The sequence below is a fragment of the Streptosporangium sp. NPDC003464 genome (assembly GCF_053588315.1).
In genome coordinates, this window is sequence record NZ_JBSFPS010000028.1 from 1 (window position 1) to 14013 (window position 14013).

Below are 14013 nucleotides of genomic sequence, written 5' to 3' on the forward strand. Positions count from 1 at the left end.
GGATGCGGACCGGGTTGCCGTCGTTCCATTCCGGGGGGACCCGGAGCCGGGCGCGCCGCCGCCGGTGCTGGCGCTGCACGGCCCCGGCGGCGTCGGCAAGTCGACACTGGCGCTGCGGGCGGCGTACGCCGTGGCCGGTCGCTACGTCGACGGCCAGCTCTACGTCGATCTGCAGGGGTCGAGCCCGGGCCTGCCGCCGTTGCAGCCCGCCGAGGTGCTCGGCCGCTTCCTGCGGGCCCTGGGGGTGCCCAACGGCGAGGTTCCCGCGGCTCCGGCGGAGGCGGCCGCCCACTACCAGTCGTTGCTGGCCGACCGGCGAGTCCTGGTCGTCCTCGACAACGCCGTCGACGCCGCCCAGGTGGCGCCGTTGCTGCCGGCGGGCGGTGGCTGCGCGGTGCTGGTCACCAGCAGGGCGGCGCTGACCACCATGGACGCCGTGCCGATCGTTGTCGGGGTGCTCGACGAGGCGGACTCGGTGCGGATGCTCGGGCTGCTGGCGGGTCCGTCGCGAGTGGACGCCGAGGGCGGGGCCGCGGCCGACATCGCGTGCCGATGCGGCTGTCACCCGCTGGCGCTGCGCATCGCCGGCGCCCGCCTCGCCGCCCGCCCTGACTGGTCGCTCGCGCGGTTCGGCGAGCGGCTGCGCAACCAGCAGCGGCGGCTGGACGAGCTGCAGGCCGCCGACCTGGCCGTCCGCTCCTGTTTCGAGGTCAGCTACGGAACGCTGGCCGGCGGCGCGGGCCCCGCCAGGGGCGCGGCGGCGCGCGCCTTCCGGCTGTTCGGTGTGCTCGACGTGCCCGAGGTCAGCGTCGGGCTCGCCGCCGCGCTCCTCGACGTCGATCCGGAGGCGGCCGAGACCACGCTCGACGAGCTGACGGAGGCCCGTCTGCTGGAGCCGGTCGGCGACGGGCGGTTCCGCATGCACGACCTGCTGAGGCTGTTCGCCGCCGAGCTGGCCGTGGCTCACGATCCGGCGGACGACCGGGCACGGGCCGTCCGGCACGCCCTGGACTGGTACCTCGACCTGTGCGGGCAGATGAACGATCTGGTGCAACCGCACCTGCGGTCCAGGACAGGCCCGTCGGACGGACGGGACGCCGGGGTGACCCTTCGGAGCCCGGCCGAGGCGGTGCGGTGGTTCGAGACCGAGCTGCCCTGCCTGGTCGCGGCCGCCACCCAGGCGGCCGGGGAGCCGGAGACGGCCCGTTTCGTCACCGATCTGGTGCCGTTGGTCAGGTCTCTGGCGACGAAGTGCGGATACTGGCAGGAGCTCGAGACCGTCGTCCGGCTCGCCGTCGAGGTGGCGCGGCGGCACGACGACCGGATCGGGGAGGCGTCCACGCTGGCGACGCTGGGGGTGGTGGAGTGGCGGATCGGCCGGATCGACGCCGCTCGCGGGTGCATGCGTCATGCGCTCGGGCTCTGGCGCGATCTGGGTGATCAGGAGGCGGAGGGGCTGGCGCTGCACAACCTGGGCTGGCTGAGCATGCGCGTCGACGACCTCGACGACGCCCTCGATCACATCACCGCGGGCCTGCGGCTGCTGGAGGAGCACGGGTCCAACCGGGTCGGCATGGTCAGGCACAACCTGGGCGAGGTCCTGCTGCGGCTGGGCCGTTCCGCCGAGGCGGCCGACTGCCTCGAACGGTGCCTGGAGATCCGGAGGTCGGACGGCGACTCCTTCGGGGAGAGCATCACCCTGGCCGCGCTCGGCCGCGCCTACTGCCTGCTCGACCGCCGGGAGCAGGCCCTGGCCACGCTCGCGGACGCGGTGCGCCACTGCCGGGAGATCGGTAACCGGGAGGACGAGTGGGAGGTGCTGCTCACCCGGTCCGAGGTCTGGCTGCGGCACGGCGATCCGGCCGCCGCGGCGGCCGACCTGGCCCGGGTCCTGGAGCTGGTGGCCCGGGCGGGCGACGCCTACGGCCAGGCCGCCGCCACCCGCCAGCTCGCCAGGGCGCACACCGCGCTGGGCGACCCGGGCGCCGCCGAGCGGTACGCCCGCCGGGCCGAGGAGCTCTTCGCCTCGCCCGCCGTACGGCGTGATCCGGTGTTGGAGACGCTGCTCACCGCCCGGTTGTAGCTGCGCTGTATCGGCGGCTGTATTTCCCCAAAATAGCGTTTCGGCTGTCCGCAAAACGCTTATGAAGGGGTGAATCCAGATGAACGCTGCTCTGGGGAAGCTCGGCGACCGGCTGCTCGAGAAGCTGGTGCCGAAGGCGACCGCCAAGGCTGACACCTACTACTACATGCACTGCTACTGCTACGGGACGACCAGGTACCAGAAGCTCTGCTGGATCGTCGGCGGCCAGACCGGCTGCGTGTCGGGCTGCGAGAAGCGCGGGACCTGCTGACCGGGTAGCGCCCGTAGGTCCGGGGGCCGGAGCTGCCGCCGGACTTCGGGGGTGTTCCGCGGATCCTCACCGTAGCGGGGATCCGCGGAACACTCCCGTCGCGGGGAACGAGCGGTGAGACGGTGAAGATGCTCTATTTGATGATCGGATGCCGGGCGTTGCTGGCCGGCGTCTTCGTGATCGCGCTGGCGGGCAAGGTCCGCGGGCGAGCAGCGTTCGACGAGTTCGTGGCCTCGATCGTGGCCCTGGGGATGTTCCCGCGCGCCGGGTCCGTGCCGGCGGCGTACGCCGTGCTGGGGGCGGAGGCCGTGGTGGTCCTGTCGCTCGCGCTGCCGTCCACCGTGCTCCTGGGGTTCGCGGCCGCGATGATGCTGCTCGCCGCTCTGACCGCCGGCATCCTGGCCGCCGTGCGCCGGGGGCGGCGCGCGCCGTGCCGCTGTTTCGGAGCCTCCGCCGCGCCGCTCGGCAAGGCGCACGTGGTGCGCAATCTCGTCCTGCTGCTGGTCGGCGGCACCGGGCTCACGGCGGGGGCCGTCGCCGACGACGCCGGGGCGCACCCGGCAGGGATCGTCCTCGCGCTGGTCGCCGCCGCCGTGGGCGTCCTGTCCGTGGTGCGTCTCGACGACCTGCTGGGCCTGTTCACCACCTCCGTCTCACCGCGATGACGCGGGGTGTGACGACTTGAAGTCCTTAAGTGAGGTTGTCCGATGACTTTTCTGATCGCCGCCGTCGTGCTGGTCGGCATACTCTGCGTCTTCGACCTGGTGCTCACCTTCGCGGTACTGCGCCGCCTGCGTGAGCACACCGCCGAGCTGGAACGTCTCGCCGGACCGGCGCGGTTCGGTCGGTACGACCCGGGAGTGCTGGTCGGCCGCACGCTGCCCCCTGTCGGGGCGGACGGCGGTGAGCGGGCACGGCTCGTGGCGTTCTTCGACGTCAGCTGCGACGCGTGCCATGAGCGCGCGCCGCGCTTCGCCGACGCGGCCCGCGCCGACACCGCCATGGCGGTCATCTCCGGTGACGGTGAGAAGGCCGGCGACCTCATCGAGATGATCGGCGGCGCGGCGAGCGTCGTCACGGCGGAACAGGCCGACAGCCTGGTGAAGGCGGTCGGCATCGAGGCTTTCCCGACGTTCCTCCGGGTCGACCCGGACGGCACGATCGTGGGAGCGGACACGGAGCTGGACGCTCTCGTCGGAACGGCCCGCGTGAGGTGACGATGTCTCCGGTCTCGGACACGGAGCCGGACGGGGGCCGGCTCCGCCGCCTGTCGCGCCACGTCGCGACGGTGGCGCCGCTGTGCTGGCGGGTCGGTCCCGGGCCGGCCCTGTCCCAGCTGGCGGCGACCGTCGTCGGCGGCCTGCTGCCCATGGGGACCGTGTGGGCGACGAAGCTTCTCGTCGACGGACTGTCGGCAGGCCGTACCGACCGTGTGCTGCTGCCCGTCTGCGGTCTCATCGTCCTGGGACTGGCCGCCGGGGCGCTGCCGCATCTCACCGCCTATCTGCAGGCCGAGATGGAGCGCAGGCTGGACCGCCTGATGCAGGACCGCCTGTACACCGCGGTGAGCGGCTTCCAGGGCCTGTCGCGGTTCGAGAACCCCGATTTCCTGGACAGGCTGCGGATGGCCGCGCAGGCGACGGGCGGCGCGCTGCGGCCCATCACCTCCGGCCTGTTCGACATCGGACGCAACATCATCACGCTGGTCAGCCTTCTCGCCGCCCTGGCCGTGCTGAGCCCGCTCATGGCGGGGCTGGTGGCGCTGGCTGCGGTCCCCGCCCTGGCCGCCCGGATGTCGCTGGAGAAGCGGCGGACGAAGATGATCGCCGGGCAGTCCGCGGGGATCCGGCGGCAGATCCTCTACTCCTCCCTCATCACCGACGTGCAGGCCGCCAAGGAGGTCCGGCTCTTCGGGCTGGGCGACTTCCTCAAGGGCCGGATGTTCGGGGAGCTGGCCACCATTCAGGCCGGTGAGCGGCGGCTGGACCGGCGGGAGGCGCTCACCCAGTCGGTGCTGGCGGTGCTGTCGGCCGCGGTCAGCGGCGCGGGACTGATCTGGGCGGTGCAGGCCGCCGTGGCCGGCCGGCTGACCCTCGGCGACGTGACCGCGTTCGCCGCGGCCGTGGCCGGGACGCAGGCCGCGCTGATCGCGACGGTGGAGAACGCCGCCCATGTCCGCCAGGCGCTGTCCCTGTTCGGCTACCACGAGCAGGTGACGTCGCTCCCCGACGACCTGCCGCCGCCGCGGTCGGCCGCCGCGCTGCCCGCGCTACGGCGGGGCATCGAGCTGCGCGACGTGTGGTTCCGCTACGACGACAGCCATCCGTGGGTGCTGAGGGGGGTCGATCTGACGATCCCCCACGGCGCGTCGGTCGCGCTGGTGGGGCTCAACGGAGCCGGCAAGAGCACCCTGATCAAGCTGCTGTGCCGGTTCTACGACCCGTCGCGGGGGACGATCCTCTGGGACGGGACGGACATCCGGGAGGTCCCGCCGGCCGAGCTGCGCGCCAGGATGGGCGTGCTCTTCCAGGACTACATGAGCTACGACCTGACGGCGGCGGAGAACATCGGGGTGGGCGAGATCGCCGCGCTGCCGGACCGCGCCCGCGTCCAGACCGCGGCCAGGATGGCCGGCGTCCACGAGACCCTCCAGGCGCTGCCCCGCGGCTACGACACCCTGCTGAGCCGGATCTTCTTCGGCGACGGGGACGAGGACGACCCGCAGGCCGGGGTGGTGCTCTCGGGAGGCCAGTGGCAGCGGGTGGCCCTGGCCCGCGCGCTGCTGCGCGAGGGGCGTGACCTGCTCATTCTCGACGAGCCCAGCTCGGGCCTGGACGCCCGGGCCGAGCACGAGATGCACCGGCGGCTGCGCGGGCACCGCGCCGGCCGTACCAGCCTGCTCGTGTCGCACCGGCTCGGCGCGGTCCGCGACGCGGACCTGATCGTCGTGCTCGACGGCGGCCGGATCACCGAGCGGGGGACGCACGCCGACCTCACGGCGGCGGGCGGGGAGTACGCCCGGCTGTTCGAGATGCAGGCGAGCGGCTACCGCGAGGACGCCGGCGTCCAGTGACCGCGCGGGCCGTCCTCCGGCGGCGGTGCTGACACCCTGAACATGGTCGACAGCGGTGAGTTACACTTCTTAAAGGAGGATATTTCCGATAAGCGCCCCTGGCCGGCGGGTCACGCCGAGGGTGCCGCGCGGTGGGTCCACGGCCGGCGGAGCCCACGGCGCCCCACCGGCCGGTGACCGCCCCGGATCGGAGGCGCCCTTGAGCACGCGACCGATCGGCGATCACGCCCTGCTGTCGGACTGCCGCTCCGCCGCGCTGGTCACCTCCGACGGTTCGGTGGACTGGCTGTGCTTCCCCCGCTTCGACAGCCCGGCGGTCTTCGCCCGGCTGCTCGACGAGGACGCCGGACACTGGTCCATCCGCCCCGCCCGCCCCGCCGAGGCCACCCGCAGGTATCTGGAGGACTCGCTGGTGCTGGAGACCACCTTCCGCAACCAGGACGGGACCGTGGTGCTCCTCGACGCGCTCGCCCTGGGCGGCCGGGAGCGCGGGCACTCGCTGGGCGCCTCCTCACCGGGAGTGCTCCTGCGGGAGGTGACCTGCGTCGAGGGGAGCGTGCCGCTGGAGATGACGTACGCGCCGCGACCCGAGTTCGGGCTGGTCCACCCGCTGATGGAGCCGGTCCGCGGCGGCCTGGTCGCGCGCGGCGGCGCCCACGTCCTCACCCTGTCGGCCCCGGTCGACCTGACGGTGAGCGACTCCACCGCGCGCGCCGCGGTCACACTGCGGGCCGGGCAGCGCCTCTGCCTGGCGCTCCAGGCGAGCTGGGGCTGGGCGCCCGAGCCGCCGCGCCGGCACCCCTGGCGCGTCCACCGCCGCCTCAAGGACACCGTCGCGGGCTGGCGCTCCTGGTCCCGGCTGCACACCGGCTACCGGGGGCCCTGGCAGGAGCAGGTCGGCCAGAGCGGCCGGGTGCTGCGGGCGCTGACCTTCTCTCCCACCGGCGCCATCGTCGCGGCGGCCACCACCTCCCTGCCCGAGAGCGTCGGCGGGGAGCGGAACTGGGACTACCGCTACACGTGGATCCGGGACACCAGCTTCACCCTGCAGGCGCTCGCCACGGCCACGTGCGAGTTGGAGGAGGCGTCGTTCTTCTCCTTCCTGGCCCGTGCCGCGGCCACCGAGCTCGACCGCGGCGTGGACCTGCAGATCATGTACGGCGTCGGCGGCGAGCGTGACCTGAGCGAGCGGCTGCTGCCCCACCTGGGCGGCTGGCGGGGCAGCGTCCCGGTCCGGGTCGGCAACGACGCGTGGCGCCAGCGCCAGATCGACGTGTACGGAGAGCTGCTCGACGCGGCCTGGCAGCTCTACGGCGACGCGGGCCGGCTCGATCGGCTCACCCGCTCCTTCCTGGTCGGCGTCGCCGAGACCGCCGCCCGCCGCTGGCAGGAGCCGGACCAGAGCCTCTGGGAGGTGCGCGGGCCCAGCCGCCACTACGTGCATTCGAAGCTGATGTGCTGGGTCGCCCTGGACCGGGCCGTCGCCCTGGCCCCCACCCTGGGGGCGACCGGCCGCGTCGCCGAGTGGGAGCGGACCAGGGAGCGGATCCGCGCCGAGATCCTGGCCCGGGGGTGGAGCGAGCGGGTGGGCGCCTTCACCCAGACCTTCGAGACCGACGATCTGGACGCGTCGGTGCTGATGATGCCCCTGGTCGGCTTCCTGCCCGGCGACGACCCCCGCGTCCGGGCCACGGTGGAGGCCGTCGCCGCGCACCTGACCGACGCGCGCGGCCTGGTCCACCGCTATCACAGCGCCGACGGCCTGCCGGGCGGGGAGGGCACGTTCCTGCTGTGCACCTTCTGGCTCGCCCACGCCCTGGCCCTCGCCGGCCGGGGCGGGCCCGCCAGGAAGGCGTTCGAGACCGCCGCGTCATACGCCAACGACGTCGGTCTCCTGGCCGAGGAGGTCGACTCGGTCACCGGCGAGCCCATCGGGAACTTCCCGCAGGCGTTCAGCCACATCGGTCTGATCAACGCCGCCCGCGCCATCCGCGACACCGGCGGGTGAGGACCGTGCCCGCACCGGCCCCGCCGGTGACGGTGGAGTGCCGTGTTTAATCCTTAATGTAATTAAATAGGGATATTTGGTACTCCTGTGGGTATTTGTCCACATGGAAGGTTCTGGGGCGGGAAGGGCGTATGTGGTGACGGAAAATCCGTCAGACCACTTTCCCGGAGGTAGTCATGGCACTACGGACCCCGCTCACGGCGATCGCGGCGACCTCCGCTGCCGTGCTGGCGTTGCTGGGTGGCACGCCGGCCTCGGCCCTGGCATCGACACCCACACCCACACCGACGTCGATGTCATCGGGTAAGGATCAGCCGTCCGCACAGGACAGGCAGTTCCTGGTCCAGGCGCACCAGGGCAACCTCGCCGAGATCGCCGCCGGCAAGCTCGCCCAGCGCAAGGGGACGTCCAAGGACGTCCGTGCGATCGGGGCCCTGCTCGTCGCCGACCACGCCAAGCTCGACCGCAAGCTCAGGGACGTCGCCCAGCGTCTCAGGGTGTCCCTGCCCCACGAGGCGACGGCGCGCCAGCAGACCAAGGCCAAGGAGCTGGGCGCCCTGTCCGGCGCGGAGTTCGACAAGGCCTGGACCAAAGCGATGATCTACGGCCACCGCGCGGCCCTGGCCGCCGCCAGGAAGGAGGCCGACAGCGGGTCGCTGCCCCAGGTCGAGGCGCTCGCCAAGGCCAGCCAGCCGGTCATCCAGGACCACCTCGACAAGTTGCTCGCCGCCCAGAAGTCCCTCGGAGCCCTGGGGGCGGTCCCGCCGCGGACGGTCCAGGTGGCGGCCGCGCCGCAGGCGGCCACCGGCTGACCGTCCGGGTATCGGGACGGGCCCCCGAGGTGGTCGGCGGCGAGGGCGGGCGAGATCCGTCCAGTCATCCGCAACCGGTGCGCAGGACCGTCGGTCTATTCATGGGGTGAGAGCCCATTCCATGCGGGGACGAGAGGAACGGTCGTGACGGCGGGATCACCACGGGGATCGGCATGATCTCGCACGAGATCATGAGCGGGCCGCACGGGCCGGCCCTGTCGCGCGTCCCGGGCGACGCCGGGGCGCTGGCCGAGCTGGTGCGCGGCCAGTACGGCGATGACCAGTACGGCGGCCGGCACGGCGGCGGCCGGCAGGACGGCCGGATCCGAGACCTGGCCGCGCTGCTGGCCGAGCAGCGGCCGCTCCACCACCTGCTGCCCCTGCTGGAGCGCGTGCCCGCCGAGCCGGACGCGTGGGCGGAGCTGGTCGCCTGCCTGGCGCAGGAGCTGGTGGTGCGCCGCGTCAACCTGGCCCGGGTGCCCGCGGCGGTGCGGTGCGCGGCCGCCCTGCGGGAGCTGGGCCACCCCCTGGCCGGACTGCCCCTGAAGCGCACCCGGGCGGAGCGCCAGGCGGACGCGGCCTGCTCCGGCCCCGGCTGGACGCCCTACCGCCGGCTCCCCGTCCCGGAGCACCCGGAGATCACGCGGCTCCTCCAGGACCCGGCCGGACCGGAGGGTCCGGTGGCCGGGGGAGGAGGGGAGCGCCCCACCCCGCGGTGGGACGCCTGGCTCGCGCGCGGAGGGGCTCCGGGGCGCGGAGCCGAGATCGTGAGCACCCGGGAGGACGGGCGGCTGATCACCGCCGCGGTGGAGCACTGGAGCTCGCCGGGGGAGGCGATGATCATCGAGCTCCCCCGGTGTCTCGACCCCCAGGGGCTGGTGCCCCTGGGGGTGAACACGTTCCTGCCGGACGCCTTCGGCGCCCGGATCGCGCTGAACGGCGAGCGGGCCGGGCTGAGCGCGGTGGTGGGCGAGCTGTTCACCATGGCCTACTGCGACGCCACCTACTCCCGAGGGCTCCGCGGCGGGTACGGCAGGCTGAAGGCGTGGCAGTCGGTCGCGGGGTTCGTGCGCGCCCCGGCCGAGGCGTCCGTCCACCGGGTCAACGAGCTCGCCGCCCGGTGGCGATGGATGGCGTTCAGGACCACCAGGCGGCAGCCGTACTGGGTGTACCAGGAGCTCGCGATCGGCGCGCTCAGCCCGCGCGGAGACGTGCTGAGCCTGCTGCTCTCCCACGACACCGACTAAGTGCCGCGTTCCTCACGGTGGTCCGGCCGGAGCGCCGGAGGCGGCCGTGCGCCGGTGTCCCGCCCGCGCGGCGGGCCGTCCGTCAGACCAGGTCGAGGACGGCCTTGCCGTGCAGGCGGCGTTCACGCAGGGCGTCGAAGGCCTCGGTGGCCTCCTCCCAGGTCCCGCGCCAGGTGATGCCCGGGTCGAGGGTGCCGGCGGCGACCTGTTCGGCGAGGCGGGTCAGGTCGGGAGCGAGATCGGTGCAGGCCAGGAGGTAGAAGGTGGTGAGGGTGCGGTTGTGGCGGCCCTCGTTGCCCAGGAACGCGCCCGGGGGGAAGGTGGTGTCCTCCTGCGCGGCATGGCCGACGGTGACCAGGGTGCCGTGTTCGGCGAGCCGGGCGTACGCGTCGACGAGGTGGGTGCCGCCGACCAGCTCGACGACGCCGTCCACCGGTGCGCCGAGCTCCCGGGGTGCGGTGATCACCTCGTCGGCGCCGAGCAGCCGCAGGTTCTTCTCGTGCGTCTCCGGATCGCCGGTGACCGCCACCACGTGCGCACCGCCCTGGTGGGCGAGTTGCACCGCGTATCTGCCGACGCCGCCGGTGGCCCCGGTGACCAGGACGCGCCTGCCCGGCAGGGCGCCGATCCTGTGCAGGGCGCGCAGCGCGCTGACTCCCGCGACCGGGACCGTGGCGACGGCCCCGAGGTCGGCGCCGGCCGGGACCGTGCCGATCAACGCGGTGTCCACGGCCCGGAGCCCGGCCCAGGCGCCGCCGTCGGCCACGGTGACCACCGGGGTCCCGGCGGCCGGCCCGGATCCGTCCGCCGCGGGACGTTCCACCACGCCGGCCGCGTCCCAGCCCGGGACGGCCCCGTCGGGCTCCCCCGCGAGGACGTACTTCACCTCGCCGTAGTTCAGGGAGGTCGCGGCGACCCGGATCAGGGCCTCGTGCGGAGCCGGTTCGGGGTCGCGGATCTCGGCGAGCCGCAGCCCGGCTGGGACGGAACGGTCGACGACCAGAGCACGCATGGGCGTACGCCTTTCGGATGGAGCGGAGGTGCCTGCCGTCACTATAACGCCACTGGGTGGCAAAAGCGCGTTGGAGGCTTTGGCTTCCCGGGCGCGCCAGGCCGTGCTCGACCGGATGCCGCTCCGCACCCTGCGGCTGGTCAGGTCGGCGCCGCGGCTCTTCGTAGGCCGACGAGAGGGTCTCCGCCTCCGGTCCATGGGGTCACGGCCGTCCGATGACCGGGACTTCCCGGGAGCGCGGTCAGCCCTGCGGCACCGGGCACTCGCGCGTTATCGACACGGTGTCGACCCACACGTCGAAGAAGAGGTCGTAGTGGCCGAAGTCCCCGGCGTCGTCGCGCGCGCTGAGAGTGAGCCTGTGCGTCCAGCGCGGGATCTGCTTCGGATCGTCGGGCCTGGTCCGGGCCGGCTGCCTCGGCGGCCCGAAATCGCCCACCTGGTCCCAGGGGATCCGCAGGCTCTGGCCCGGATAGGGATCGTCGCCCATCCCGAAGACGTCGCCCATGACGAACCCGAAGGCGAAGGCCAGGGTGTCCCGGAACCACGTCTCCTCGGTGACCGACTCGGCCGGAAGCCCGGTGAGCGCGCCGAGAAGCTGCCCGCCCTTCTGCGCTATCTGGTCGGCGAGGTTGCGCGCGACGCCGTCCACGTCGGCGAAGTCGTCGTGCTCGATGAGCGTCCCGACGACGACCACGTCCTGGATCGGACCTTCGTACAGCAGCTGGTCGGTCGTCCAGATCCGCGAACCGCGCTCGCCCATGCTCAGGGTCCCGTCGCCGCCCGGGAAGGAGTGGGTCTTCAGTGCGCTGTTGCTGGGCCCGATGAGTCCGACGACCCCGTAAACCTCGTCTTCGCCTTCCTGGCGTGACACGCACTCCAGCCCCACGAAATTGACCTTCATCACCTTGTTGGTCAGAACGTGACACTGGCCGTGATGCTTCACCGTTATCTTTCCCGACCGGAAATCGGCTTCCCAGTCGGTGCCGTTCTTGCGCACACTCAGCTCTGGGGTCCGGGGCAGGCCGAGCGAGCTTCTCGGGCCGCCTTCCGCGTTCCAGACGGCTCTGATCGCGCGCTCGGCCGTGATCTTCTCCATCGCCTCGGCGATTCCGCCGTGCTCTCTCTCCTTAATGATCCTTGGGAGGCGGATATGGGGATTCTCCGGCTCTCTGAACCTGTTGATGTCCGGGTCTCGTGGGGGCATCGCTCACTCCCTGGGGTGGGAAGCGGAACAAGGGCGGAGCTCCGAGGGCGCCCGCGGCGGAGGGCGGCGGCACCGGGGAGAAACCTCAGAAGATCGCGTGCGGACCCCGGCGGTCGGCCGTCAACCCGTCGATCGGCCTGATCTCGGCGGCGAAATCGTGATCAGTATCTTTACATATGACACCGGTCCATTCCAGGGGCCTTCCAGCATTTCTCCATCGCCGCGCGGCCGCCCCCTGGAATCCCCGGGCGCATTCTTTCCAGAACCCCGCCGGGCCGCATTCTTCCGAAAACCCCGCATTCTTCCGAAAACCCCGGATTCTTCCGAAAACCCCGGATTCTTCCGAAAACCCCGGCGGGCCGCGGAGCCGGCGGGGTCAGCGGCTGACCGCGTCCGCCGGGCGCAGGAGGTCCAGGTCGGAGCGGCGGGGGAGGCTCTCCCAGTCGCCGTCCGCGGCGACCGCGAAGGCCCCCGCCGCGCACGCGGTCGCCAGGCGGCGTCCCGGGCCGGTCCCCTCCAGGGTCTCGGCGAGCCAGCCCGCGGCGAAGGCGTCACCGGCCCCCACGGGGTCGAGTTCGGTGACGGGGTAGGGCTCCGCGTGCCGTACGGCGCCGTCGGAGAGCTCCACCGCGCCGAGCGGGCCGCGTTTGATGAGCACGTGACGCGGGCCGAGCTCCGACAGGGCCCTGGCCAGGGCGGCCGGGTCCGCGCCGTCGACGATCAGGCGGGCCTCCGCCTCGGTCGCGAACAGGACGTCCGTCGCCGCGACGGTCTCCCGCAGTACGGCGGCGGCCTCGTGGGGCGACCACAGGGCGCGGCGGTAGTTGATGTCCATCGACACGGTCGCGCCCGCGTCGCGGGCCTCGGCGACCGCGGCGCGCACCGCCTCCCGGGCGGAGGCGGACAGCGCGAGCGTGATCCCCGTGATGTGCAGCACGCGCGCCGAGCGGACCAGTGAGAGGTCGAGGTCCGCGGGCCGGAGCCGGGATCCCGCGCTCCCGGAGCGGTAGTAGCGCACGTCGACCATCTCGGCGGTGCGCCGGTTCTTGATCATCAATCCGGTGGGCGCGTCAGGGTCGACGATCATCCCCCGGACGTCGACGCCCTCGCCCGCCAGCGTCGAGCGGAGCAGCTCCCCGAACTCGTCGGCGCCCACCCGGCCGATCCACGCCGCGCGCCGGCCGAGGCGGGTGACGCCGATCGCCACGTTCGACTCCGCGCCCCCGACGCTCAGCCCGAAGTCGCGAGCGTGCCGGAGCAGGCCGGTACGCCGCGCGGTGAACAGCGCCATGCTCTCACCCAGCGTTACCAGATCGATCATCAGAAATTGGTCCTTAGGGGCTCGTCCGTGCCGGTCAACGGGTCGGTCTCAGCTTTTTCAACGGGTCGATCCCAGCTTCCTGGAGATGCGCAGCGCCGTCTCCGCCACCAGCGGCCCCAGATCGCGGACCCGCGCGGCGGTGATCCGCGAGGTGAGGCCGGAGACGGAGATGGCCGAGGTCGCGGTGTCGGTGTGGTTGAAGATCGGTGCGGCGACGCAGCGCACCTCGGGTTCGTTCTCGCGGTCGTCGACCGAGTAGCCCCGCTGCCGGATCCGGCCCAGCTCGGCGCGGAGCCGGTCGGGGCCGGTGATGGTGTGGCGGGTGATCTGCGGCATCCCGGCGGCCACGACCCTCTCGACGTCCTCCTCCGGCTGCCAGGCGAGGATCGCCTTGCCGACGGCGGTGCAGTAGACGGGGGCCCGGCTGCCGATCCGCGAGGCCATCCGCACGTTGGTCTCGTTCTCGACCTTGTCGATGTAGACCACGTCCGGCGGGTCGTAGACCACGAGGTGGACGGTCTCCCGGACCTCGGTCATCAGGCGGTGCGACTCCTCGGCGGCCACCGTCCGCAGGTCGAGCGTGGCCAGGTAGGACTGGCCGAGACGGAGTGCGCCGTGCCCGAGCCGGTAGGCGCCGCTCCTGCGGTCGCGGTCGAGGAGCCTGGCCTCGACGAGCGGGGCGGTCAGCCGGAGCACCGTGCTCTTGGACAGGCCCAGCGCCTCGGCGAGCCTGGTGAGCGACAGTCCCTGGCCGCCGCCCGCGTGATCGCGCACGTGTTCCAGCACGGCGAGGGCACGCCGGAGCGAGGCCGACTGGTTGCGTTCCGGGGCAGGTTCGTTCATCACGGCCTCAGTGAGGATTCGGTGGGTCGAACACGCAGGTCAAATTAGGGGAGCCGGAGCCCTCGCCGCTACTTTGCAACACAACGTTCTGCACTGCACAACATAATACGCTCCCTCTTCCCGTGACCGGCGGCCCCTT

The 14013-nt window shown here is 72.7% G+C and carries 12 protein-coding genes; 8 read left to right on the forward strand and 4 right to left on the reverse strand.

Annotated features, from left to right (window positions below; genetic code table 11):
* The 8 genes from ACWDS7_RS09145 to ACWDS7_RS09180 all read left to right on the forward strand — a co-directional run.
* Nucleotides 1-2083, forward strand: a 2083-nt coding sequence (locus ACWDS7_RS09145; protein ID WP_451928814.1) for a tetratricopeptide repeat protein, incomplete at its 5' end; no start/stop codon positions are given.
* 79 nt (nucleotides 2084-2162) lie between these two features.
* On the forward strand, nucleotides 2163-2354 hold the full coding sequence (locus tag ACWDS7_RS09150; RefSeq protein WP_306865565.1) for a hypothetical protein: 192 nt from the start codon (nucleotides 2163-2165) through the stop codon (nucleotides 2352-2354).
* Nucleotides 2355-2494: 140 nt separating this feature from the next.
* Complete coding sequence (locus tag ACWDS7_RS09155) at nucleotides 2495-3019, forward strand: MauE/DoxX family redox-associated membrane protein (protein ID WP_451928815.1); 525 nt, start codon at nucleotides 2495-2497, stop codon at nucleotides 3017-3019.
* Between the two features lie 42 nt (nucleotides 3020-3061).
* Entirely contained in the window at nucleotides 3062-3571 is a 510-nt protein-coding gene (locus tag ACWDS7_RS09160; RefSeq protein ID WP_451928816.1) for a hypothetical protein, read from the forward strand.
* Nucleotides 3572-3573: 2 nt separating this feature from the next.
* Entirely contained in the window at nucleotides 3574-5427 is a 1854-nt protein-coding gene (locus ACWDS7_RS09165; protein WP_451928817.1) for an ABC transporter ATP-binding protein, read from the forward strand.
* 199 nt (nucleotides 5428-5626) lie between these two features.
* Entirely contained in the window at nucleotides 5627-7435 is a 1809-nt protein-coding gene (locus tag ACWDS7_RS09170) for a glycoside hydrolase family 15 protein (protein ID WP_451928818.1), read from the forward strand.
* Nucleotides 7436-7611: 176 nt separating this feature from the next.
* Nucleotides 7612-8247 carry a DUF4142 domain-containing protein gene (locus ACWDS7_RS09175; protein ID WP_451928819.1) on the forward strand — a complete coding sequence of 212 codons (636 nt, stop codon included), beginning with the start codon at nucleotides 7612-7614 and terminating at the stop codon, nucleotides 8245-8247.
* 173 nt (nucleotides 8248-8420) lie between these two features.
* Nucleotides 8421-9494 carry a DUF6183 family protein gene (locus tag ACWDS7_RS09180; RefSeq protein ID WP_451928820.1) on the forward strand — a complete coding sequence of 358 codons (1074 nt, stop codon included), beginning with the start codon at nucleotides 8421-8423 and terminating at the stop codon, nucleotides 9492-9494.
* Nucleotides 9495-9576: 82 nt separating this feature from the next.
* Here ACWDS7_RS09180 and ACWDS7_RS09185 read toward each other — a convergent pair whose 3' ends face one another.
* From ACWDS7_RS09185 to ACWDS7_RS09200, 4 genes are all read right to left on the reverse strand, one after another.
* Nucleotides 9577-10506, reverse strand: coding sequence for a zinc-binding dehydrogenase (locus ACWDS7_RS09185; RefSeq protein WP_451928821.1), 930 nt, complete (start codon nucleotides 10504-10506; stop codon nucleotides 9577-9579).
* Between the two features lie 241 nt (nucleotides 10507-10747).
* Nucleotides 10748-11602 (reverse strand): hypothetical protein, encoded by an 855-nt coding sequence (locus ACWDS7_RS09190; protein WP_306865588.1) that lies wholly within the window; start codon nucleotides 11600-11602, stop codon nucleotides 10748-10750.
* A gap of 484 nt (nucleotides 11603-12086) precedes the next feature.
* Nucleotides 12087-13031, reverse strand: coding sequence for a sugar kinase (locus ACWDS7_RS09195; protein ID WP_451928822.1), 945 nt, complete (start codon nucleotides 13029-13031; stop codon nucleotides 12087-12089).
* A gap of 57 nt (nucleotides 13032-13088) precedes the next feature.
* Nucleotides 13089-13874 (reverse strand): IclR family transcriptional regulator, encoded by a 786-nt coding sequence (locus ACWDS7_RS09200; RefSeq protein WP_451928823.1) that lies wholly within the window; start codon nucleotides 13872-13874, stop codon nucleotides 13089-13091.
* Nucleotides 13875-14013: the final 139 nt, after the last annotated feature.

What these genes read in the sequence shown, in the direction of transcription:
- ACWDS7_RS09200 (WP_451928823.1), bottom strand. Translation starts at nt 13,874, where the DNA reads ATGAACGAACCTGCCCCGGAACGCAACCAGTCGGCCTCGCTCCGGCGT.
- ACWDS7_RS09150 (WP_306865565.1), top strand. Translation starts at nt 2,163, where the DNA reads ATGAACGCTGCTCTGGGGAAGCTCGGCGACCGGCTGCTCGAGAAGCTG.
- ACWDS7_RS09195 (WP_451928822.1), bottom strand. Translation starts at nt 13,031, where the DNA reads ATGATCGATCTGGTAACGCTGGGTGAGAGCATGGCGCTGTTCACCGCG.
- ACWDS7_RS09160 (WP_451928816.1), top strand. Translation starts at nt 3,062, where the DNA reads ATGACTTTTCTGATCGCCGCCGTCGTGCTGGTCGGCATACTCTGCGTC.
- ACWDS7_RS09190 (WP_306865588.1), bottom strand. Translation starts at nt 11,602, where the DNA reads ATGGAGAAGATCACGGCCGAGCGCGCGATCAGAGCCGTCTGGAACGCG.
- ACWDS7_RS09165 (WP_451928817.1), top strand. Translation starts at nt 3,574, where the DNA reads ATGTCTCCGGTCTCGGACACGGAGCCGGACGGGGGCCGGCTCCGCCGC.
- ACWDS7_RS09185 (WP_451928821.1), bottom strand. Translation starts at nt 10,506, where the DNA reads ATGCGTGCTCTGGTCGTCGACCGTTCCGTCCCAGCCGGGCTGCGGCTC.
- ACWDS7_RS09155 (WP_451928815.1), top strand. Translation starts at nt 2,495, where the DNA reads ATGATCGGATGCCGGGCGTTGCTGGCCGGCGTCTTCGTGATCGCGCTG.
- ACWDS7_RS09180 (WP_451928820.1), top strand. Translation starts at nt 8,421, where the DNA reads ATGATCTCGCACGAGATCATGAGCGGGCCGCACGGGCCGGCCCTGTCG.
- ACWDS7_RS09175 (WP_451928819.1), top strand. Translation starts at nt 7,612, where the DNA reads ATGGCACTACGGACCCCGCTCACGGCGATCGCGGCGACCTCCGCTGCC.